The following is an 18,974-nucleotide window of genomic DNA, read 5'->3' as shown; positions in this document are numbered from 1 at the left end:
GATCGGCGGCGATGCCGTGGGTCCAGCCGGGCCCGGACCGGCGCCGCCCTCGAGACTGTGGCCAGACCTGGGAGGATCCCCGTGGACACTGACGTGCTCCGTCAGGCACCGCTGTTCAGCGCCCTCGACGACGAGGCGGCGACGGCGCTGCGCGCGTCGATGGCCGACAGCCGGCTGCGACGCGGCGACGTGCTCTTCCACGAGGGGGACGCCGGCGACAAGCTCTACATCGTCCTCGACGGCAAGGTGAAGCTGGGCCGCACCTCCAGCGACGGCCGCGAGAACCTGCTGGCCATCCTCGGCCCCGGTCAGATGTTCGGGGAGCTCTCGCTGTTCGACCCGGGCCCCCGGTCGGCCACCGTCACCGCCGTCACCGACGTCACCTTCGCCTCGCTGTCCCACGACGACCTGCTCCGCTGGCTCGAGGGCCGTCCGATCGTGGCGCTCGGCCTGCTCTCCCAGATCGCCGGCCGGCTGCGCAAGGCGAACGACGTGAACGCCGACCTCGTCTTCTCCGACGTCCCCGGCCGGGTCGCCAAGGCGCTGCTCGACCTCGCCGACCGGTTCGGCCGCACCGCCGACGACGGCGTCCACGTCCACCACGACCTCACCCAGGAGGAGCTCGCCCAGCTGGTCGGCGCCTCCCGCGAGACCGTGAACAAGGCGCTCGCCGACTTCGCCTCCCGCGGCTGGCTGCGCCTGGAGCCCCGGTCGGTCGTGATCATGGACCTCGAGCGCCTCACCCGCCGCGCCCGCTGACGTCGAGCTGGGCCTCCCTCGGGGTCGAGTTGGGCTTCCCTCGAGGTCGAGTTGGGCCTCGCTCGGGGTCGAGTTGGGCCTCGCTGAGCGTTGAGCTGGGCTTCGCTCAGGTCAGGTTCACGCCGCGCTCGAGCAGCACCCGCCGCAGCTCCTCCGTCCAGGCCTCGCACGCCTCGTCGGCGAACGACGCCTTGGTGAGCACGATGACGTACCAGCCCTGTCGGCGGAGAACGTCGCGCCGCGCCTCGTCCCGCGCCCGGTCCTCCGGGCGGCTGTGGAACTCCTCGCCGTCGTACTCGACGGCGACCTTGGCGCGCGGGTAGGCCAGGTCGAGGCGGTACGTCGGAACGCCGCCGATCTGCACCCACACCTGCGGCTCGGGAGCCGGCAGGCCACGGTCGTGGATCTCCAGCCGGCTACAGACTCGCCGCTCGACTCGGCCCGTGGATCGGCGAGCGGCACCAGCTCCCGGGCCTGGACCACCCCCCGTCTGCGTCGGTAGCGACGCAGCAGTCGCGTCGTCTCGGCAACCGTCACCCCGCACTCCCGGGCGAGGGAGTCGAGCGCCGCCATCGCCTCCCGCCGACGCAGCCTGCAGGCCAGGTCGACAGCGGTGCGCACGGGCGTGGTGACGCGGACGCCGCCGATCCACTCCCAGTCCTCAGGCGTCAGGTCGCGCGTCATCCCGTGACACTCGGCGCGATCCGTCGGGTCGTGGCCGCGCAGCACGCACGAGTCGAGGGTCGGCAGTGTCTCCAGCTCGGCGTAGCGGTAGGCGTCGACGCCGTGCAGCCAGGCCGCCGTACGGTCGCACAGGACCGAGTGCTCGCTCATGACCAGCCGGGCGGCCTGCGCGCGGAGCAACGTGGAGTCGGGCAGGTCGGCGCGGACGTAGACCCCCGTGAACGGCCGGCGCAGCCGACCGTCGGCGACCCTCTCGCCCAGGTCGTGGTGGCTCAGGCCGAGCGCGACGGCCTCGCGCGTGGTGAACGGCCGGTCCGGGAGCAGCGGTCGCAACATGTCGCAGAGCGTGCCTCGAACGGGGGCGTCGTGCAGCCGCCGGACGCGGGGCTGTGGAGAACGACGACGCCGCGTGAACGGCAGGCCCGAGGCGAGCCCAACTCAACCCCGAGGCGAGCCCAACTCAACCCCGAGGCGAGCCCAACTCAACGGTGGTGGTGGAGGTGCTGGAGCTGGGCGCGGACCGAGAGCTCGGCGGCACCCCACAGGACCGGGTCGACGTCGGCGTACACGATCTCGACGACCTGGCGGGGCAGGCCGGCGGCGTCGGCCACGCCGCCCGACCGCAGCTGGGCGACGGCGTCCCGCACCTGGTCGAGCCGCTCGTGGCGGTGTGCGATGTAGTGGTCGAGGACCCCGAGCGCGTCGTCGAGCACCGGGCCGTGACCGGGCCAGACGACCTCGATCTCCTGGGCCTCGGCCAGGGCGTGCAGCCGGTCGAGGGAGTCGAGATAGGCGCCCAGCTTGCCGTCGGGGTGGGCGACCACGGTGGTGCCCCGACCGAGCACGGTGTCACCGGTGAGCACGGCGCGCTCGGCCGGCAGCACGAACGACAGCGAGTCGGCGGTGTGGCCGGGCGTGGCCACGACGTGCACCTCGAGGTCGCCGACCGCGACCACGTCGCCCTCACCCAGGCCCTCGCTCCCGAGTCGGTACGCCGGGTCGAGGGCGCGGACGCCGCACCCGACGGACTCGGCGAGCTCTCGAGCCGCCTCCGAGTGGTCGAGGTGGTGGTGGGTCAGCAGGACCACGGCGACGTCTCCGGCCGCCTCCCGGACCGCGTCGAGGTGGGAGGCGTCCGGCGGACCGGGATCGACCACGACCGACCGTGAGCCGGCCGGCTCGCGCAGCACCCAGGTGTTGGTGCCGTCGAGGGTCATCGGGCTCGCGTTGGGTGCGAGCACGCAGGTGCCGCGGTCGCCGAACGCCCCGCCGGTCCAGCTCACCTCTCCGCCAGGAGCGCGTCGTAGCCGGGCGGCACCGACAGCGTCGACTCGCCGTCGACGGTCACCACCTCGGGCGTGAACATCGTCACGGTCCGGCTCCCGGCCTCGGCGAGCACGGACCCGGGGTCACCGTGGCGCGCCACGTCGAGGCAGGTGAGGTACGTCGGCGGCATCAGCATCACCTCGCCGGCGTCGGCCCGGCCCACGGCCTCGGCCACCGGCAGCCACGCCACCGCCGACGACTCGGTGGACACGTCGCGGGTCAGCTGGCCCTCGGGCAGGGCGGCGACGAAGAACCAGGTCCGGTAGCGGCGCGGCTCGAACTCCGGGGTGAGCCAGCCGGCCCAGGCCCCGAGCAGGTCGCTGCGCAGCACCAGCCCCCGTCGGTCGAGGACGTCGGTCAGCGACAGCTCGCGCGCCTCGAGCGCCACCCGGTCGGCCTCCCAGTCGTCGCCGGAGGTGTCAGCCACGACCGCGTCGGGCCGGTCGCGCGGTCCCGCGAGCAGCACCCCCGACTCCTCGAAGGTCTCGCGCACCGCCGCGCAGACCAGGGCCCGCGCCGTCCGCTCGTCGGTGCCGAGCCGCTCGGCCCACGCGGCCGGGTCCGGGCCGGCCCACGCCACGGCGTGGTCGAAGTCGCGCGGGTCGACCCCGCCGCCCGGGAAGACGCACATCCCGCCGGCGAAGGCCATCGACGTCTGCCGGCGCAGCAGGTAGACCGCCGCTCCCGACGGGTCCGGGCGCAGCAGCACGACCGTCGCGGCGTCCCGGGGCTCGGCCGGGGTGGCCCGCCCCTCGGCGTACGCCCGGGCGGTCTCCACCAGGTGCCCGGGCAGCGGGAGGCGCCGCACGCGGGTCAGACCTCCACGACGAGCTCGACCTCGACGGGCGCGTCGAGAGGCAGCACGGAGACCCCGACCGCGGACCGGGCGTGGCGGCCGGCGTCGCCGAACACCTCGCCGAGCAGCTCGGAGACGCCGTTGGCCACCTGTGGCTGCGCGGTGAAGTCGGACGTCGAGGCCACGAAGCAGACCACCTTGACGACCCGCTTCACCGCGGCCAGGTCGCCGATCTCGGCCTTGACGGCCGCGATCGCGTTGAGCCCGCACTGCTGGGCGCAGGCGACGGCCTCCTCCTGGCTGACCTCGCCGCCGACCTTGCCGCTCAGCATCAGCGCGCCGTCGCGCATCGGGAGCTGGCCGGAGGTGTAGACGTGGCTTCCGGACCGGAGGGCGGGGACGTAGGCGGCGACGGGCGCGGCGACCTCGGGCACGCTGAGCCCCAGCTCGGCGAGTCGCTCCTCGGGGTGGGTCATGCCTCAGCCCTCCGAGGGACGCTTGAGGAAGGCCACCAGGCCGCCCTGCGCGTTGGTCTGGATGGCCACGAGCTCCCAGCCGTCCTGGCCGAAGTTGTTGAGCATCAGAGCCTCGTTGTGGAGCGGAATCGGCGCCACCTGGTACTCCCACTTGGTCATGGCGGCGACCCTACTCCGGGGCGCGCTCAGCGCTGGACGGCGTACCTCGTGTGCACGGCGTACGTCGCGGGGTAGGTCGCGAGGATCTCGAGGTCGAGGTCCCGGGTGAACCCCTCGAAGAGCCGCTTGCCGCCGCCGAGGATCACCGGCGCGGTCGAGATCGCCAGCTCGTCGACGACGCCGGCCTCGAGGCCCTGCCGGATCAGGTCGGCCCCACCGCCCAGGGACACGTCCCCGTCGCCGGCATCGGCGCGCGCCGCGGCGAGGGCCTCGTCGAAGCCGCTCACGAAGCGGAAGCCGCTGGACTCGGCCGGCTGGTCCTCGACCCGGTGGGTGAGCACGAAGAGCGTGGCCGGGAACGGGTTCTGGCCGCCCCACGCCCCTGCGGCGTCGTACATGCCGCGGCCGACGATGCCCGAGCCGAGATCGGCGGTGAGGGCGTCGAAGTACTCGCGGTCGGCGGCGCCCATGCCGAAGTCGCGCTCGTCGGCGTAGGTCCAGGGTCCTCCCATGACCCAGTAGTGGAGCCGCTCCCCTCCGGTACCGAGCCCGTTGCCCGGCCCGTCGTCGGGGCCGGTGACGTAGCCGTCGAGCGAGACCGTGATGGCGGCGATGACCTTGCCCATGGGATGTCCTCCTCGTGGTGGCTGGTAGGAGAGACTGGCACCCGGGCCGAGACTCATCGCTCACGCCTTGAGCTCAAGCCCGCTTCAACTTCTACCGTCAGCCAGGTGACCGTGACCAGCAGCCCCGAGACCGGCGCCGCCCGTCGGCGTGCCGGGATCATGTCGCAGCCCTACACCGCGACCACGATCGGCATCTTCGCGCTGATCGCGTTCAACGCGTTCGAGACGATGGCTGTCACCACCATCATGCCGACGGTCAGCCGCGACCTCGAGGGGTTCGCCCTGTACGCCCTCGCCTTCGCCGCGCCGCTCGCCAGCAGCGTGGTCGGGATGGTGGCGGCCGGCGCGTGGAGCGACCGGCACGGCCCGGCCGGCTCGCTGGTCACCTCGCTCGGGCTGTTCACGGTGGGGGTGCTGGTGAGCGGCCTGGCCCCGTCGATGTCGGTGCTGGTGGCCGGCCGGGTCGTGCAGGGGCTCGGCACCGGTGCGCTCATCGTGAGCCTGTACGTCGTGGTCGGCGTGATCTACCCGGCCCGGCTGCAGCCCTCGGTGTTCGCCGCGTTCGCCGCCGCCTGGGTGTTGCCGTCACTCTTCGGGCCCGGTGTCGCAGCGCTGGTGGCCGACGTCCTCGGCTGGCGGTGGGTGTTCCTGGGCATCGTGGCCCTGGTGGCCCTGGCCGGGCTGCTGGTGGCGCCGGTGGTCCCCGGCCTGCGCCGGTCGGACGACGGCCGCCCACCGACTCCCCGGTCCCGCCTGGTCTGGGCGGCGCTGGCAGCGGTCGCGGTCCTCGGGGTCGAGCTCGCCGGCTCCCGCGGCGTGGCGCTCGCGGCGGCCGCCGCGGCCGTCGTCGTCGTCGCCCTGCGCCCGCTGACCCCGCGCGGCACGCTCCGCGCGGGGCGGGGGCTGCCGTCGGTGATCGGCACCCGGGGGCTGATGAGCGCGGCGTTCTTCTGCGGACAGGCCTACATCGTGCTGGTGCTCCAGGACCGGTGGGGCTACTCACCCGGGGCCGCGGGCATCGCGCTCACCGTCGTCGGCGTCGTCTGGGCGGGCATGAGCCAGGTCCAGGCCCGGCTCGGCGAGCGGGTCTCGTCCGAGACCGCGATGCGGATCGGCTCCGCCGTCCTGCTGGCGGCGGTGATCGGGCTGTGGCTGACGGTGCGGCTGGACGGCCCGGGCGTGCTCGCGGGAGCAGCGTTCGTCGCGGCGGGCGCCGGCATGGGCTTCGGCTTCTCCCGCACCGGGGTGGCGATGCTGGCGGCGTCGACCGGGGACGACCGCGGCTTCAACTCCTCCGCGCTCTCGATCGCCGACGCGATGGGCGCCGCGCTGGCCCTCGCGGTGTGCGGCATCGGCTTCGACCTGGCCCGCGGTGCCGCCGGCGACCCGTTCCTGGTCGTGTTCGGCGTGGCCATCGTGTGCGCCGTCGGGGCGGTCGTGACGGCCGCCCGCACGCCCGTCCCGGTCAGCCCCGGGTGACGCGGTAGCGGACGAAAGCCGGGACGGCGAGGGCCGCGGCCACGGTCCCGACGACCACCAGCACCCCGCCCCCGGCGGCGGCGACGGCGGCACCGGTCACCGCCGCGGCGGCTCCGTGGACGACGTCGGCGACCCGCGGTCCGCCCGCCACCACGACGATGAAGATGCCCTGCAGCCGGCCGCGTACGGCGTCCGAGGCCGCCGCCTGGAGCATCGAGGTCCGGAACGCCGCGGACGCCATGTCGGCCGCCCCGCCGACGGCCAGCATCAGCACCGCCACCACGAGCATCAGGGTCGGCGCGAACGGGGCCACCATCGCGGAGAGGCCGAAGCTGACCATGGCCAGACCCCACACGACGATCGACACGATCACCGCCAGGCCCTGCCGGTCGACCCGCGACACCCAGCCGGACAGCACGCCGCCGATCACCGCGCCGGCCGGGATCGCGGCGAACAGCAGCGCGAAGGCGAGTCCGCCCTCTCCCGGCCCCCCGAAGGAGACGTCGGCCATCTCGGGGAACAGGGCGCGTGGCATCCCGAAGACCATCGCGATGATGTCGACGACGAACGACATCATCAGCACCGGGTGGTGCCGGAGGTAGCGGAACCCGTCGACCACGGCCCGGAGTCCCGGTGCCGACACGGCGCCCTCCACCGGCAGTCGCGGCAGCCGGACCACCGCGCCGAGCGTGGCGAACAGGGTGAGCGTGTCGAGCAGGTAGAGCCACGAGAAGCCGAGGATCGGGATCAGGGCCCCGCCGACCAGGGGCCCGGCGATCCCGCCTGCCTGCATCACCGTCATGTTGAGCGAGTTCGCGGCCGGCAGCAGCTCGTCGGGCAGCAGCTTGGGCAGCACCGCCGAGCGGGTCGGCTGGTTGATCGCGAAGAACGCCTGCTGCACCGCGAACAGCCCGAGCAGCAGCCAGACGTTGTCGAGCCCGAGGGCCGCCTGCAGCCAGAACCCGGCACTGGTGAGGATCAGGCCGGCCGTGGTGACGACCAGCAGCGTGCGGCGGTCCATCGCGTCGGCGAGGGCGCCGCCCCAGAGCCCGAAGACCACCAGCGGGACCAGGCCGAACACGCCCGTGAGTCCGACGTACGCCGAGGAGCCGGTGATCGCGTAGATCTGCGCCGGCACCGCCACGACGGTGAGCTGGGCGCCGATGACGGTGATGATGTTGGCGCGCCAGAGTCGCGCGAAGTGCGGGTTGCGGAGCGGGCGCGTGTCGGCGAGCAGCCCGTCCAGCGTCACGGCCCGACCCTAACCACGACCTCCGCAGCGGCCGGAATCGCCGCCGCCACCGGAGGAGGACCGTGAGAAGGTGGGTCGATGGCACCCGACAAGGTCCCGAGCGACGACTGGCTGGTGCAGGGCGACGCGGCACCCAGCGACGTCGCCGAGCACTACGACGCCTGGGCCGACAGCTACGACGACGACCTCGACGCGTGGTCCTACCAGGCGCCCGGCACGGCCGCCGACATCGTCGTCGCCCTCGACCCCCGCCCCGGGTCGGTCCTCGACGTGGGGTGCGGGACCGGGCTGGTCGGCAAGGCCCTGCGCTCGCGGGGGTTCACCGGTCGGCTGGTGGGCCTCGACATCTCGCAGGTCTCGCTCGACCTGGCGCAGCAGTCCGGCGCGTACGACGACCTGCACCCGGCCGACCTGCAGCAGCGCCTCCCGCTCGACGACGACGCCGTCGACGCGGTCGCCTGCGTGGGCGTGATGACCTACCTCGCGGCGGTCGAGGCGGTCTGGCGCGAGTTCGCGCGCGTCGTCCGTCCCGGCGGGCACGTCGTGGTCACCCAGCGCGAGGACCTCTGGGAGCCCCGCCACTGCCAGGACGTCGTCGACCGGCTCGCGGCAGAGGGAGTCTGGACCCCGCAGGACGTGCGGGGCCCGGAGCCGTACCTCCCCGACTCCGCCAACGCGCTGGCGGAGCTGGGCTGCTACTACGTCGTGGCCGCTGTCGGCTGACCCGACTGCCCTACCGGAGCGCCAGCGAGCCGGACACGTCCGGCTCCCACGGCAGCGTCGCGTCCTGGTCGATCTTCCGGTCCATCGCCACGGCGACGTCGTCGGGCCACGGCGCCGTCCGCCGGGTCCCGAGGTCGACGTGCAGGAAGATCTCCTCCATCACGAAGCTCAGCCTCTGGTGGGTCTCGTCGAGCAGGTGGACCAGCGCGTGCGCCGCCCGCTCGGACCGCCCGAGGAGCCGGACCCGCGCCGAGATCCGGTCGCCCGTCCGCACCTCGGCGAGGTAGGTCAGGTGGTGCTCGGCCGAGAACACCGCGTGCCCCATGGCCGGCCACATCTGCGGGATCCCCACCTCCACGAGCGACTCGTCCAGCCCCTCGCTGGCGATGCCGGTGTAGTGCCGGACGTTGAGGTGGCCGTTGGCGTCCTCGAACGCGATCGGGACCGGCTGCTGGACGTACGCCGGCAGGTCGACGAGCTGGTCGTAGGTGGGGTGCGCTGCGCTCACGTGGCGTGACCCTACCGGCGGTTGCCGGACCGTGATCGCCTGCGTCAGTCGGAGTCGAAGGCCGGGTGGTGGGTGCCCACCTTGCGCGCCGACGCCAGGTGTCCGCCCAGGTAGGCGCCGACCTTCACGGCCGAGATCCCGGCGAGGGCGAGCCCCACGCCGGTGCCGTGACGCCCGCGCCGGCGAGCGAGCCAGGACGCGGCGTACAGGCCGATGGCGGCGCCGTTGCTGACCGCGTGGACCACGCCGACCCGCTGCTCCCGCAGGCCGGCCTCCGACCACTCCGCCCACCCGCTCCAGGCCGTGGGGCCGGCCACGAGCAGCCCGGTCCCGATCAGGCGCCGTGAGGCGGTCGCCGACTCCTCGCCGCCGACCAGGTCGAGCAGCGTCGCCGACACCCAGGTCCCGAGCACGACGTCGGTCAGGAGCGGGTGCAGCGCGTGCCCGAGCCAGTCACCCCGCAGCACCGCGCCCCGCGTCCCCGACCCGAACGCCGACCGCACTCCCGGCCGCAGCGTCTCCACGGCCCCGTCGAGGGCCGCTGACTCCTCCAGCCGCCGGGTCACCCTCACGAGCGCCGGCGTGCCTTCGAGCTGGTCCATGTGCGACTCCTCCCGGGCGGGCCGCACACCGGGGCCGCTCCCCGGGCACGGTCGACCCACTGTGCCCCGGCGGCACCACGAGGATCAATGGCGGACCGGGTTCGCGACAGCAGTCAGCCGATCTGCTCGGCCAGGGAGACGACGATGCCCTCCGGCCCGCGGACGTAGGCCATCAGCCAGGTGTCCTCGTGGCGGCCGATGCCGCCGACCAGGCCGTAGCCGTCCGCGGCGAGGCGCTCGACGGTCTCCTCGAGTCCGGTGATCTCGAAGCAGACGTTGCGGATACCGAGCTCGTTCGCCATGGCGTCGGACGAGCCCGGCACGTGGTCGGGCCGGAGGAAACGGGCGAGCTCCAGCATGGTCCCGCCGCCCGGTGGCCGGAGCATGACGACCTCCGTCCGCGAGTCCGGGAGGCCGCAGACCGTGTCGAGGAACTCCCCCTGCACGAACGTGCGGCCCTCCTCCTCCAGACCCAGTCCGACGAAGAACGCCGTCGCCCGGTCGAGGTCGTCGACGGTGATCCCCACGTGGTCGAAGCCCTTGATGCGTGTCATGCCGGTCATCCTCCAACGCTGTCCGGTGTCGTGCTCCGGGGACGGGGCCGGCACGCGGTTCTCGACACGGCCACACACCGAACTTCGGACGAAAGGGGGGAACCGCGGCCGCTCCGGGCCGAGGACTCTGGCGGGGTACCGGACCAGACGGACGCCGACCGAGAGGAGATCCGCCATGTCCGAGGAGAGCACGCCTGCTGCGCCCACCGCCTATCCCGCCCGCCTCGAGGTCGACTACAGCGACGAGCACAACCGCGTCACGACGCTGTTCCGGCTCGTGCTGGTCATCCCCATCGCAATCGTGTACGGCGTCCTCACCGCGGGCGCCACCACGACGGCGTACGACGAGGCCAGTCGGACGGTCACCACCACGAGCGGTGGCATCGTGGCCGGGTTGTTCGGGGCCACGCTGCTGATGATCCTGTTCCGGCAGCGCTACCCGCGCTGGTGGTTCGACTTCGCGCGAGAGCTGACCCGCTTCTCCACCCGCATCGGCGCCTACGTCGTGCTGCTCACCGACGAGTACCCCTCGACGGTCGAGGAGCAGAGGGTCCACCTCGAGATCGACTACCCGGACGCCGATCAAGACCTGAACCGCTGGTTGCCCCTGGTCAAGTGGTTCCTCGCGATCCCGCACTACGTCGTGCTGTTCTTCCTGTCCGTGGGCGCCTTCGTCGTGGTCGTCATCGCCTGGTTCGCGATCCTGTTCACCGGCCGCTATCCACGGGGGCTCTTCGACTTCGTGGTCGGTGTCGGCCGGTGGGCCCTGCGCGTCAACGCCTACGCGTTCCTGCTCGTCACCGACAGGTACCCGCCGTTCTCCCTCACCTGAGGGCGGGACGTCGGGTTCAGACCAGCGGGGGGCCGGTCTTCTCCCGCACCTCGTCCTCGGTGACGTCCGGGGCGAGCTCGACCAGGGTGAGCCCGTCGTCGGTGACGTCGAGCACGCAGAGGTCGGTGATGATCCGCTGCACGACCCGCTTGCCGGTGTAGGGCAGGGAGCACTCGTCGAGGATCTTGTGGGAGCCGTCCTTGGCGACGTGCTCCATCAGCACGATCACCCGCTTGGCGCCGTGGACCAGGTCCATCGCGCCGCCCATGCCCTTCACCATCTTGCCGGGGATCATCCAGTTGGCGATGTCGCCGTCCTTGGAGACCTGCATGGCGCCGAGGATGGCGGCGTCGATCTTGCCGCCGCGGATCATCCCGAACGACGTGGCCGAGTCGAAGAACGACGCGCCCTTCCGCAGGGTGACCGTCTCCTTGCCGGCGTTGATCAGGTCGGGGTCCTCCTCCCCCTCGTAGGGGTAGGCGCCGACGCCGAGGATGCCGTTCTCGGACTGCAGCACCAGCTCGACGTCGTCGGCGACGTAGTTGGGGACCAGGGTCGGCAGCCCGATGCCGAGGTTGACGTAGGAGCCGTCCTCCAGCTCCGAGGCGGCGCGAGCGGCCATCTCCTCACGGGACCAGGGCATCAGGCGTCTCCCTTCGGACGGGTGGTGACCCGTTCGATCCGCTTGTCGGCGGCCTGCTCGGGGGTGAGCGCCACGACGCGCTGCACGAAGACCCCGGGTGTGTGGACGTGGTTGGGGTCGAGCTCACCAGGCTCGACCAGGTGCTCGACCTCCGCGACCGTGAGCCGGCCGCACATCGCGGCGAGCGGGTTGAAGTTGCGCGCCGAGTCCCGGTAGACGAGGTTGCCGTGCCGGTCGCCCTTCCAGGCCCGGACCAGCCCGAAGTCGGCGACGATCGCCTCCTCGAGGACGTACTCCCGGCTCTGCCCGTCGGGAGTGGCGAACGTCCGGGTCTCCTTCGGCGGCGAGGCCACGGTGACGTTGCCCTCGGAGTCGTAGCGCCACGGCAGCCCGCCCTCGGCCACCTGGGTTCCGCCGCCGGTGGCGGTGAAGAACGCCGGGATGCCGGATCCCCCGGCCCGCATCCGCTCGGCGAGCGTGCCCTGCGGCGTCAGCTCCACCTCGAGCTCGCCGGAGAGGTACTGGCGGGCGAACTCCTTGTTCTCGCCGACGTACGACGAGACCATCCGGCGCAGCCGCTTGTCCAGCAGCAGCCGGCCGAGCCCCCAGTCGTCGACCCCGCAGTTGTTCGACACCGCCTCGAGGTCGGTCACGCCGGCCTCCAGCAGCGCCTCGATCAGCACCGAGGGAATGCCGCAGAGTCCGAAGCCTCCGACCGCGAGCGTCGATCCGTCCCTGATGTCGGCGACGGCCTCCGCCGCCGACGCAACCACCTTGTCCACGCCAGCACCCTAGCCGCGAGTGAGGGCCGTCACGTATGGCCCCCGATCACACATCACGGCCGGGACCGGTGTGCCGCCACTACGCTGGCGCCGTGCCCGCCGCCCCCGACGACCCCACCCGGGCGCGGCTGCACGTGGTCACCGGCAAGGGCGGCACCGGGAAGTCCACCGTGGCCGCGTCGCTGGCCCTGGCCCTGGCCAGTCACGGCCGGGCGGTGCTGCTGTGCGAGGTGGAGGGCCGCCAGGGGATCGCCAAGCTCTTCGACGTCGACCCGCTCCCGTACGCCGAGCGCCGCATCGCCACCGGCCTCCCCGGCCCCCGAGGCCGGGCCGGCACCCTCCACGCCCTGCACGTCGACCCGGAGTCCGCACTGCTGGAGTACCTCGCCATGTACTACCGGCTCGGACGCGCGGGTCGGGCGCTCGACCGGTTCGGCGTGGTGGAGTTCGCGACCACCCTCGCGCCGGGCGTCCGGGACGTGCTGCTGACCGGCAAGGTCTACGAGGCGGCCAAGGTGAAGCGGCGCGCCAAGGGCGTGCCGAGCTACGACGCCGTCGTGCTCGACGCCCCGCCGACCGGCCGGATCGCGCAGTTCCTCGGCGTCAACAGCGAGCTCGCGGGCCTCGCCCGGGTCGGGCCGATCAGGTCCCAGGCCGACAACGTGATGACGATGTTCCGCTCGCCGCGGACCGCGATCCACCTGGTGACGGTGCTCGAGGAGATGCCGGTCCAGGAGACCGCCGACGGGATCGCCGAGCTGCGTCGGGAGGGCCTGCCGGTCGGGGCGGTGGTGGTCAACATGGTGCGACCGGAGGCGCTGGCCGCCGACCAGCTCGCCGCCGTACGGGCCGGCACCCTCGACGCCGGCGCGATCGCCGACGACCTGGCCGGCGTCGGCGTCGACGGCGCCCTGGTCCGGGACGGCCTCGTCGACGGGCTGCTGGCCGAGGCCCACGACCACGCCGTACGCCGGGAGCTCGAGGACGCCCAGCGGGCCGTCGTGGCTGACCTCGGCGTGCCCGTCCACGAGCTCCCCCGGCTGACCGACGGGGTCGACCTCGGCGGTCTCTACGAGCTGGCCGCCGACCTCCGCCGCGGGGGGCTCGGATGACACCCGCGTCGCACCGGGGCCGCTACGGCCCGCTGGCCGCCCCGGCGTCCGAGGCGCCGGCGCTCGACGTCGACGCCCTGCTCGACGACCGTGGCACCGAGATCGTCGTGTGCTGCGGCGCCGGCGGGGTGGGCAAGACGACGACGGCGGCAGCACTCGCCCTGCGGGCGGCCGAGCGCGGCCGCAAGGTCGTGGTGCTGACCATCGACCCCGCCCGACGGCTCGCGCAGTCGATGGGCATCGAGCGGCTCGACAACACTCCGCGCCCGGTCCAGGGTGTCGTCGGCCCCGGGTCGCTCGACGCGATGATGCTCGACATGAAGCGCACCTTCGACGAGGTGGTCGAGAGCCAGGCCACCCCCGAGAAGGCGCAGCAGATCCTGGACAACCCGTTCTACGTCGCGCTCTCCAGCTCCTTCGCGGGGACCCAGGAGTACATGGCGATGGAGAAGCTCGGCCAGATCCACCGGCAGGCCCAGGCCGACGGCACCCACGACCTGGTCGTCGTCGACACCCCGCCGTCGCGGTCCGCGCTGGACTTCCTCGACGCCCCCGAGCGGCTCTCGCGCTTCCTCGACGGCCGATTCATCCGGCTGCTGCTGGCGCCGGCGCGGGGGCCGGCGAAGGTGATGGCCGCCGGGATGGGAGTGGTGACCAACGCCCTCACCCGGGTGCTCGGCGCGCAGGTGCTGCGCGACATGCAGACCTTCGTGTCCGCCTTCGACACCCTGTTCGGTGGCTTCCGGGCGCGGGCCGAGGCGACGTTCGCCCTGCTCCAGGGCGACCGGACGGCGTTCCTCGTGGTGGCGGCGCCCGAACCGGACGCACTGCGCGAGGCGGCGTACTTCGTGGAGCGCCTCGGGGAGGACGGGATGCCGCTGGCCGGGCTGGTGGTCAACCGCGCCAGCCCCGCTCCCCGGGTCGCGCTGTCACCGGACGAGGCGACGGCGGCCGCGGGGAGGCTCGACCAGGGGGAGCCGGGGACGCTCGCGGCCGGTCTGCTGCGCCTGCACGCCGACCGGGCGCGGCTGGGGGAGCGGGAGGCCGGTCTGCGGGCCCGCTTCTCCGCCGCCCACCCGACGGTGCCGACCGTCGTGGTGCCGGCCCTGGCGACCGATGTGAACGACCTGGACGGCCTGCGTCACGTCGGCGGCCTGCTGTCGGGGACCTGACCTCCCCTGCAGGCCAGGTCCCGCCGACAGCGACGGGGGGTCAGGCGTTGATCGGGACGGCCGGCTGCGTCTGCGCGTTGCGGGCGGCCTCGAGCACGGCCCGCCAGGAGGCGTTCGGCTTGCGGCGGAGCAGGGCCCGACGCTCCCGCTCGGTCATGCCGCCCCAGACGCCCCACTCGATCTGGTTGTCCAGGGCCTCGGCGAGGCACTCGGTCCGCACGGGGCAGCCCTGGCACACCAGCTTGGCCTTGTTCTGCTCGGCACCGCGCACGAACAGCGCGTCCGGCTGCTGCTGCCGGCAAGCCGCCGACGGAGCCCAGTCCTCGATCCACATGATGTCGTTCCCCATTTCGCCTTGGGTTCGGGCCGTCCCCACCGACGGTCCGATTCCCAGCACCCGTAACGTAAAGAACCGGGACATACCCGGAACAGCCTCGTTCTGCCCTTTGTCCGTAGTCCGAAGTGACTAGACCCCGGATGCCATGAATGGGCCGGGTCGAGACCGCTCGGGTACGGTGACTGGCATGTCCGTGCCCCCTGACGAGCGACTCTCCCCCGGCCGCGTGCTGTCCCATCTCGGTGTGATGGGAGCCGTGGCGGTGGTCATGGGCGTCCTCGTGGCGGGCCTCGCGATCCCGTTCGCCGGCGTGGTCGGGGTGGGTGCCCGCGACGTCGCCCGGAGCATGGACAACCTGCCGGCCGAGCTCACGGTGGAGCCATTGGCCCAGAAGACCCGCATCGTCGACGGCAAGGGAAACCTGATCGCCTCGCTGTACGACGAGAACCGCGTGAACGTCCCGCTGAGCCAGATCTCGCGGACCATGGTCGAGTCGATCGTGTCCATCGAGGACTACCGCTTCTACGAGCACGGCGCGCTCGACCTGCGCGGCACCCTGCGCGCTCTGGTGACCAACCAGGCGCAGGGCGGCGTGGTCCAGGGCGGCTCGTCGATCACCCAGCAGATGGTGAAGCTCACGCTGGTCAGCCAGGCCGAGACCAAGGCCGAGCGACTCGCCGCCACCGACGACACCTTCGCCCGCAAGGTACGCGAGCTGCGCTACGCGATCGCCTTCGAGGAGAAGTACTCCAAGGACTGGATCCTGGAGCGCTACCTCAACATCGCCTACTTCGGCGACGGCGCCTTCGGCATCCAGTCGGCGGCCCGTCACTACTTCGACAAGAACGCCAAGGACCTCAACCTGCGCGAGTCGGCCCTGCTGGCCGGCCTGGTCAAGAACCCCACGGGGCTCGACCCGACCAACTCGCCCGACGCCGCGCGCGAGCGCCGGAACGTCGTGCTCGACCGGCTGGCCCAGCTCGGCGTCATCAGCGAGAAGAAGGCGACGGCCACCAAGAAGCAGAAGCTCGGGCTCGACGTCCAGCCGAGCGACAACGGGTGCGTCAACTCGCGGGCCCCGTTCTTCTGCGACTACGTGATCAACACGCTGATGCAGGACCCGTCCCTCGGCGAGACCAAGGACGAACGCCGGCAGCTGCTCCGCTCGGGCGGTCTGACCATCCGCACGACGATCGACCTGCGCTTCCAGGACGCCGCCGACCGGGCCGTCCAGGCCTACACCGACCCGACCGACCAGGCGATCGGCGGCGTGGCGATGGTCGAGCCCGGCACCGGCAACGTCAAGGCGATCGCCCAGTCCCGCCCGATGGGGAGCAACAAGGAGCTCGGGCAGACCTACCTCAACTACGTCGTCCCGCAGGAGGTCGGCGACGCGGCAGGGTTCCAAGCCGGGTCGACGTTCAAGCTCTTCGTGCTGGCGCAGGCGCTGATGGACGGCGTGCAGCCCGACACCTCGCTGACGGTCCCGGCCCGCGAGAGCATTCCGGAGCGCAACTTCCAGAACTGCGACGGCCCCTACGGCGGCGCCTACAACACCACGATCTGGGACCCCGCGAACTTCGACTTCTCGGGCGGCACCTACAACCTCTACACCGGTACCCAGAACTCGGTGAACACGTTCTTCGCCAACCTCGAGCAGCTGACGGGCCTGTGCAAGCCCTACGAGCTGGCCAAGAACATGGGCGTCGACCTGACCGACCCGGACAACGAGCGGGTCCCGTCGTTCACGCTCGGTGTCGTCGACGTCAGCCCGCTGGAGATGGCCGAGGCCTACGCCACGTTCGCGGCCCGCGGCCAGCACTGCGACTCGCGCCCGGTGACGGCGATCGAGGACGCCAACGGCAACCTGCTCAAGGAGTACGACTCCCAGTGCACGCAGGTGCTGACCACTGCGGTCGCCGACACGGTCAACGACATCCTCAAGGGCGTGCTCGAGCCCGGCGGGTTCGGCCAGAACATCACCATCACCCAGCAGGACGCCGGCAAGACCGGTACCACCCAGAGCGCGCGGGCGGTGTGGTTCAACGGCTACACCCCGAACCTCTCCACGGCGACCATGCTGGCCGGCGCCAACTCGCTCGGCCAGCCGATCGGGCTGGAGGGTCTGACCGTCGGTGGGCGCTACATCAGCTCGGCGTCGGGCTCCGGCCTGGCCGGACCCATCTGGGGACAGGTCATGGGTGACGTGGAGCAGTGGCTGCCCGACGAGACGTTCACCGCGCCGGACCTGAGCGCGCTCGGCGGTGCCGAGACCACCGTGCCCAGCGTGGCGGGCCTCCCGATCCCCAGCGCCCGCCGGGTCCTGGAGGAGGCCGGCTTCAACGTGCTCGTCCAGCCCGAGGCCTACTCCGAGTACCCGGAGGGCACCGTCGCGTACTCCGACCCGGGCTCCGGCGCCGTCGCGCCCGCCGGCACGGTCGTGTCGCTCTCCCCCTCGACCGGCTACGTCCCCGCCCCCCAGCCGAACAAGCCAGGTGGTGGCGACAACGATGGCGGCGGTGGCGGTGGCGGTGGCAACGGTGGCGGCCCCGGCCCGCGCCCCGGTGGCAACGGCGGCGAGCCGGACGGCGAACGCGGCTGACGCCGGCTCAGGAGCCCTTCGAGACGGCGCTGACGCGCACCTTCAGTCGCCGCCCAGCTGGCGACGTACCTCGGCGGCGACCGCGGCGCCGTCGGCCCGGCCACGGACTTGGGGCTGCACGACGCCCATGACCTTGCCCATCGCCCGCATGCCCTCGTCGCGGGCGCCGAGGCGGTCGACGGCTGCGGTCACGATCCCGACCACCTCCTCCTCGGTCAGCTGCTCGGGCAGGTAGTCGGCGATCACCGCGGCCTCGGCGCGTTCCCGCTCGGCCATCTCGACCCGGCCACCCTCGTCGAAGGCCGTCGCGGCCTCGCGTCGCTTCTTGGCCTCGGTGGAGAGCACGCCGACGACCTCGTCGTCGCTGAGCTCGCGGGCCGCCTTGCCCGCGACCTCGGCGGTGGTGACGGCGGACAGCAGCATCCGCAGGGTGCCGGAACGCAGCTCGTCGCGTGCCTTCATGGCCGTGGTGAGGTCGGCGCGGAGCCGGTCCTTCAGGTCACTCATACCGACATTCTGGCAGCCGAGCGGCTGTGGGAGTCTGGGCCGCATGCGTACCAGGGGCGTGACCGGGCTGCTCGCCGCCGGCACCGTGGCGGGGCTGGCCGTCACCGGCCACGCCGTCGCCGAGACCAGGCGGTTCGAGCTGCGCGAGGTCTCCGTCCCGCTCCTGCCGCCGGGCCATGCGCCGCTGCGCGTGCTGCACCTCAGCGACCTGCACCTCACCCCCGGCCAGCACCGCAAGCGTGAGTGGGTCAGCAGCCTGGCCGGCCTGCGCCCGGACCTGGTCGTCAACACCGGCGACAACCTCGCCCACCGCGACGCGCTCCCCGCGGTGCTCGAGGCCCTCGGCGGTCTGCTGGACGTCCCCGGCGTGTTCGTGCTGGGCTCCAACGACTACTACGCGCCCGTCCTCAAGAACCCGCTGCGCTACCTGCTGCCCGACGACGGGCGACGCAACACCACCAGCGAGCAGCTCGCGTGGCGGGAGATGAAGGCGGCCTACGACGAGGCCGGCTGGATCGACCTGAGCAACGAGCGGGCGGCGTTCGCCGTCAACGGCACGACCTTCGCCTTCGCCGGCGTCGACGACCCGCACCTCGAGTACGACCGGCTCGACGACGTGGCCGGCCTCGCCGACCCGACGGCCGACGTCCGGCTCGGCGTCACGCACGCGCCGTACCTCCGGGTGCTGGACCAGTTCGCCCGCGACGGCTACGACGCGGTCCTCGCCGGCCACACCCACGGTGGCCAGGTGTGCCTCCCGGGCGGCCGCGCGCTGACGACCAACTGCGACCTCGAACCCGCGCGGGTCGCCGGGCTGCACCGCCACCCCGCCGACTCACAACCGGGCCAGCCGGGGTCGACCTGGCTGCATGTCTCCGCCGGGCTCGGCACCTCGCCGTACGCCCCCGTGCGGCTGTGGTGCCGCCCCGAGGCCACCCTGCTCACCCTCACCTCCCGAGGTTGAGTTGGGCTTCCCTCGGGGTCGAGTTGGGCTTCCCTCGGGGTCGAGTTGGGCTTCCCTCGAGACGCGTCGCTTCGGGTCC

The 18,974-nt window shown here is 72.8% G+C and carries 22 protein-coding genes; 8 read left to right on the top strand and 14 right to left on the bottom strand.

All coding sequences use genetic code 11. The features are described 5' to 3' along the window. Positions 1–81 precede the first annotated feature (81 nt). Complete coding sequence (locus ACQ1X7_RS00890; protein ID WP_432476256.1) at positions 82–759, top strand: Crp/Fnr family transcriptional regulator; 678 nt, start codon at positions 82–84, stop codon at positions 757–759. Positions 760–865: 106 nt separating this feature from the next. Here ACQ1X7_RS00890 and ACQ1X7_RS00885 read toward each other — a convergent pair whose 3' ends face one another. The 6 genes from ACQ1X7_RS00885 to ACQ1X7_RS00860 all read right to left on the bottom strand — a co-directional run bounded on the left by ACQ1X7_RS00885 (position 866) and on the right by ACQ1X7_RS00860 (position 4,826). Beyond that, entirely contained in the window at positions 866–1,129 is a 264-nt protein-coding gene (locus tag ACQ1X7_RS00885; protein ID WP_432476255.1) for a DUF559 domain-containing protein, read from the bottom strand. A 796-nt stretch (positions 1,130–1,925) separates the two neighbouring features. Further along, positions 1,926–2,726: an MBL fold metallo-hydrolase gene (locus tag ACQ1X7_RS00880; RefSeq protein ID WP_432476254.1), complete on the bottom strand. Its 801-nt coding sequence runs from the start codon at positions 2,724–2,726 to the stop codon at positions 1,926–1,928. After that, positions 2,723–3,577 carry an NUDIX hydrolase gene (locus tag ACQ1X7_RS00875; protein ID WP_432476253.1) on the bottom strand — a complete coding sequence of 285 codons (855 nt, stop codon included), beginning with the start codon at positions 3,575–3,577 and terminating at the stop codon, positions 2,723–2,725. The genes ACQ1X7_RS00880 and ACQ1X7_RS00875 overlap by 4 nt, the downstream gene beginning before the upstream one ends. A 5-nt stretch (positions 3,578–3,582) precedes the next feature. Continuing rightward, on the bottom strand, positions 3,583–4,041 hold the full coding sequence (locus tag ACQ1X7_RS00870; protein WP_432476252.1) for a RidA family protein: 459 nt from the start codon (positions 4,039–4,041) through the stop codon (positions 3,583–3,585). Between the two features lie 3 nt (positions 4,042–4,044). Then, entirely contained in the window at positions 4,045–4,200 is a 156-nt protein-coding gene (locus tag ACQ1X7_RS00865; RefSeq protein WP_432476251.1) for a hypothetical protein, read from the bottom strand. A gap of 26 nt (positions 4,201–4,226) precedes the next feature. Further along, positions 4,227–4,826, bottom strand: a complete 600-nt coding sequence (locus tag ACQ1X7_RS00860; RefSeq protein ID WP_432476250.1) for a dihydrofolate reductase family protein — start codon at positions 4,824–4,826, stop codon at positions 4,227–4,229. Positions 4,827–4,931: 105 nt separating this feature from the next. On the opposite strand from ACQ1X7_RS00860, the gene ACQ1X7_RS00855 reads away from it, so the two are divergent. Continuing rightward, positions 4,932–6,305, top strand: a complete 1,374-nt coding sequence (locus ACQ1X7_RS00855; RefSeq protein ID WP_432476249.1) for an MFS transporter — start codon at positions 4,932–4,934, stop codon at positions 6,303–6,305. Here the strand turns inward: ACQ1X7_RS00855 and ACQ1X7_RS00850 are convergent. Next, complete coding sequence (locus ACQ1X7_RS00850) at positions 6,292–7,557, bottom strand: MFS transporter (RefSeq protein ID WP_432476248.1); 1,266 nt, start codon at positions 7,555–7,557, stop codon at positions 6,292–6,294. The two genes, ACQ1X7_RS00855 and ACQ1X7_RS00850, sit on opposite strands and share 14 nt — an antisense overlap. A 78-nt stretch (positions 7,558–7,635) precedes the next feature. Here ACQ1X7_RS00850 and ACQ1X7_RS00845 point away from each other — a divergent pair, with 78 nt between their 5' ends. Beyond that, positions 7,636–8,280 carry a class I SAM-dependent DNA methyltransferase gene (locus ACQ1X7_RS00845; protein ID WP_432476247.1) on the top strand — a complete coding sequence of 215 codons (645 nt, stop codon included), beginning with the start codon at positions 7,636–7,638 and terminating at the stop codon, positions 8,278–8,280. Between the two features lie 10 nt (positions 8,281–8,290). Here ACQ1X7_RS00845 and ACQ1X7_RS00840 read toward each other — a convergent pair whose 3' ends face one another. From ACQ1X7_RS00840 to ACQ1X7_RS00830, 3 genes are all read right to left on the bottom strand, one after another. After that, entirely contained in the window at positions 8,291–8,788 is a 498-nt protein-coding gene (locus tag ACQ1X7_RS00840) for a thioesterase family protein (RefSeq protein WP_432476246.1), read from the bottom strand. A 44-nt stretch (positions 8,789–8,832) separates the two neighbouring features. Then, entirely contained in the window at positions 8,833–9,390 is a 558-nt protein-coding gene (locus ACQ1X7_RS00835; protein ID WP_432476245.1) for a DUF2231 domain-containing protein, read from the bottom strand. A gap of 113 nt (positions 9,391–9,503) precedes the next feature. Continuing rightward, complete coding sequence (locus ACQ1X7_RS00830) at positions 9,504–9,944, bottom strand: VOC family protein (protein WP_432476244.1); 441 nt, start codon at positions 9,942–9,944, stop codon at positions 9,504–9,506. 175 nt (positions 9,945–10,119) lie between these two features. Here ACQ1X7_RS00830 and ACQ1X7_RS00825 point away from each other — a divergent pair, with 175 nt between their 5' ends. Continuing rightward, complete coding sequence (locus tag ACQ1X7_RS00825) at positions 10,120–10,776, top strand: DUF4389 domain-containing protein (protein WP_432476243.1); 657 nt, start codon at positions 10,120–10,122, stop codon at positions 10,774–10,776. 16 nt (positions 10,777–10,792) lie between these two features. Here the strand turns inward: ACQ1X7_RS00825 and ACQ1X7_RS00820 are convergent, their stop codons facing one another. Both ACQ1X7_RS00820 and ACQ1X7_RS00815 read right to left on the bottom strand, forming a co-directional pair. Continuing rightward, the gene (locus tag ACQ1X7_RS00820; RefSeq protein ID WP_432476242.1) at positions 10,793–11,419 is read right to left on the bottom strand and encodes a CoA transferase subunit B; all 627 of its coding nucleotides are present in this window, start codon (positions 11,417–11,419) and stop codon (positions 10,793–10,795) included. Further along, positions 11,419–12,201: a CoA transferase subunit A gene (locus tag ACQ1X7_RS00815; RefSeq protein ID WP_432476241.1), complete on the bottom strand. Its 783-nt coding sequence runs from the start codon at positions 12,199–12,201 to the stop codon at positions 11,419–11,421. The genes ACQ1X7_RS00820 and ACQ1X7_RS00815 overlap by 1 nt, the downstream gene beginning before the upstream one ends. A 92-nt stretch (positions 12,202–12,293) precedes the next feature. Between ACQ1X7_RS00815 and ACQ1X7_RS00810 the strand changes: the two genes are divergently transcribed. Beyond that, the gene (locus ACQ1X7_RS00810; protein WP_432476240.1) at positions 12,294–13,313 is read left to right on the top strand and encodes an ArsA-related P-loop ATPase; all 1,020 of its coding nucleotides are present in this window, start codon (positions 12,294–12,296) and stop codon (positions 13,311–13,313) included. Further along, complete coding sequence (locus tag ACQ1X7_RS00805; protein ID WP_432476239.1) at positions 13,310–14,485, top strand: ArsA family ATPase; 1,176 nt, start codon at positions 13,310–13,312, stop codon at positions 14,483–14,485. Before ACQ1X7_RS00810 ends, ACQ1X7_RS00805 begins: the two co-directional genes overlap by 4 nt. 40 nt (positions 14,486–14,525) lie before the next feature. Here ACQ1X7_RS00805 and ACQ1X7_RS00800 read toward each other — a convergent pair whose 3' ends face one another. Further along, positions 14,526–14,819 (bottom strand): WhiB family transcriptional regulator, encoded by a 294-nt coding sequence (locus tag ACQ1X7_RS00800; protein ID WP_432477012.1) that lies wholly within the window; start codon positions 14,817–14,819, stop codon positions 14,526–14,528. Between the two features lie 190 nt (positions 14,820–15,009). Here ACQ1X7_RS00800 and ACQ1X7_RS00795 point away from each other — a divergent pair, with 190 nt between their 5' ends. After that, a complete protein-coding gene (locus ACQ1X7_RS00795; RefSeq protein WP_432476238.1) occupies positions 15,010–17,424 on the top strand; it encodes a penicillin-binding protein in 2,415 nt (804 codons plus the stop codon). A 42-nt stretch (positions 17,425–17,466) separates the two neighbouring features. On the opposite strand, the gene ACQ1X7_RS00790 is transcribed toward ACQ1X7_RS00795, so the two are convergent. Then, complete coding sequence (locus tag ACQ1X7_RS00790) at positions 17,467–17,931, bottom strand: GatB/YqeY domain-containing protein (protein ID WP_432476237.1); 465 nt, start codon at positions 17,929–17,931, stop codon at positions 17,467–17,469. A gap of 43 nt (positions 17,932–17,974) precedes the next feature. Here ACQ1X7_RS00790 and ACQ1X7_RS00785 point away from each other — a divergent pair, with 43 nt between their 5' ends. Further along, positions 17,975–18,895, top strand: a complete 921-nt coding sequence (locus ACQ1X7_RS00785; protein ID WP_432476236.1) for a metallophosphoesterase — start codon at positions 17,975–17,977, stop codon at positions 18,893–18,895. Positions 18,896–18,974 lie beyond the last annotated feature (79 nt).

It is taken from the genome of Nocardioides sp. GXQ0305, from assembly GCF_050880345.1.
Taxonomy (GTDB): domain Bacteria; phylum Actinomycetota; class Actinomycetes; order Propionibacteriales; family Nocardioidaceae; genus Nocardioides.
The sequence above is the reverse complement of the archived record's forward strand: the minus strand, read 5'-3'. Positions and strand labels throughout refer to the sequence as shown.

Excerpts from the sequence above, each read along its gene's own strand:
- ACQ1X7_RS00870 (WP_432476252.1), bottom strand. The coding sequence starts at position 4,041 with ATGACCCACCCCGAGGAGCGACTCGCCGAGCTGGGGCTCAGCGTGCCC.
- ACQ1X7_RS00865 (WP_432476251.1), bottom strand. The coding sequence starts at position 4,200 with ATGACCAAGTGGGAGTACCAGGTGGCGCCGATTCCGCTCCACAACGAG.
- ACQ1X7_RS00860 (WP_432476250.1), bottom strand. The coding sequence starts at position 4,826 with ATGGGCAAGGTCATCGCCGCCATCACGGTCTCGCTCGACGGCTACGTC.
- ACQ1X7_RS00845 (WP_432476247.1), top strand. The coding sequence starts at position 7,636 with ATGGCACCCGACAAGGTCCCGAGCGACGACTGGCTGGTGCAGGGCGAC.
- ACQ1X7_RS00835 (WP_432476245.1), bottom strand. The coding sequence starts at position 9,390 with ATGGACCAGCTCGAAGGCACGCCGGCGCTCGTGAGGGTGACCCGGCGG.
- ACQ1X7_RS00830 (WP_432476244.1), bottom strand. The coding sequence starts at position 9,944 with ATGACACGCATCAAGGGCTTCGACCACGTGGGGATCACCGTCGACGAC.
- ACQ1X7_RS00825 (WP_432476243.1), top strand. The coding sequence starts at position 10,120 with ATGTCCGAGGAGAGCACGCCTGCTGCGCCCACCGCCTATCCCGCCCGC.
- ACQ1X7_RS00820 (WP_432476242.1), bottom strand. The coding sequence starts at position 11,419 with ATGCCCTGGTCCCGTGAGGAGATGGCCGCTCGCGCCGCCTCGGAGCTG.
- ACQ1X7_RS00805 (WP_432476239.1), top strand. The coding sequence starts at position 13,310 with ATGACACCCGCGTCGCACCGGGGCCGCTACGGCCCGCTGGCCGCCCCG.
- ACQ1X7_RS00800 (WP_432477012.1), bottom strand. The coding sequence starts at position 14,819 with ATGTGGATCGAGGACTGGGCTCCGTCGGCGGCTTGCCGGCAGCAGCAG.
- ACQ1X7_RS00795 (WP_432476238.1), top strand. The coding sequence starts at position 15,010 with ATGTCCGTGCCCCCTGACGAGCGACTCTCCCCCGGCCGCGTGCTGTCC.
- ACQ1X7_RS00790 (WP_432476237.1), bottom strand. The coding sequence starts at position 17,931 with ATGAGTGACCTGAAGGACCGGCTCCGCGCCGACCTCACCACGGCCATG.
- ACQ1X7_RS00785 (WP_432476236.1), top strand. The coding sequence starts at position 17,975 with ATGCGTACCAGGGGCGTGACCGGGCTGCTCGCCGCCGGCACCGTGGCG.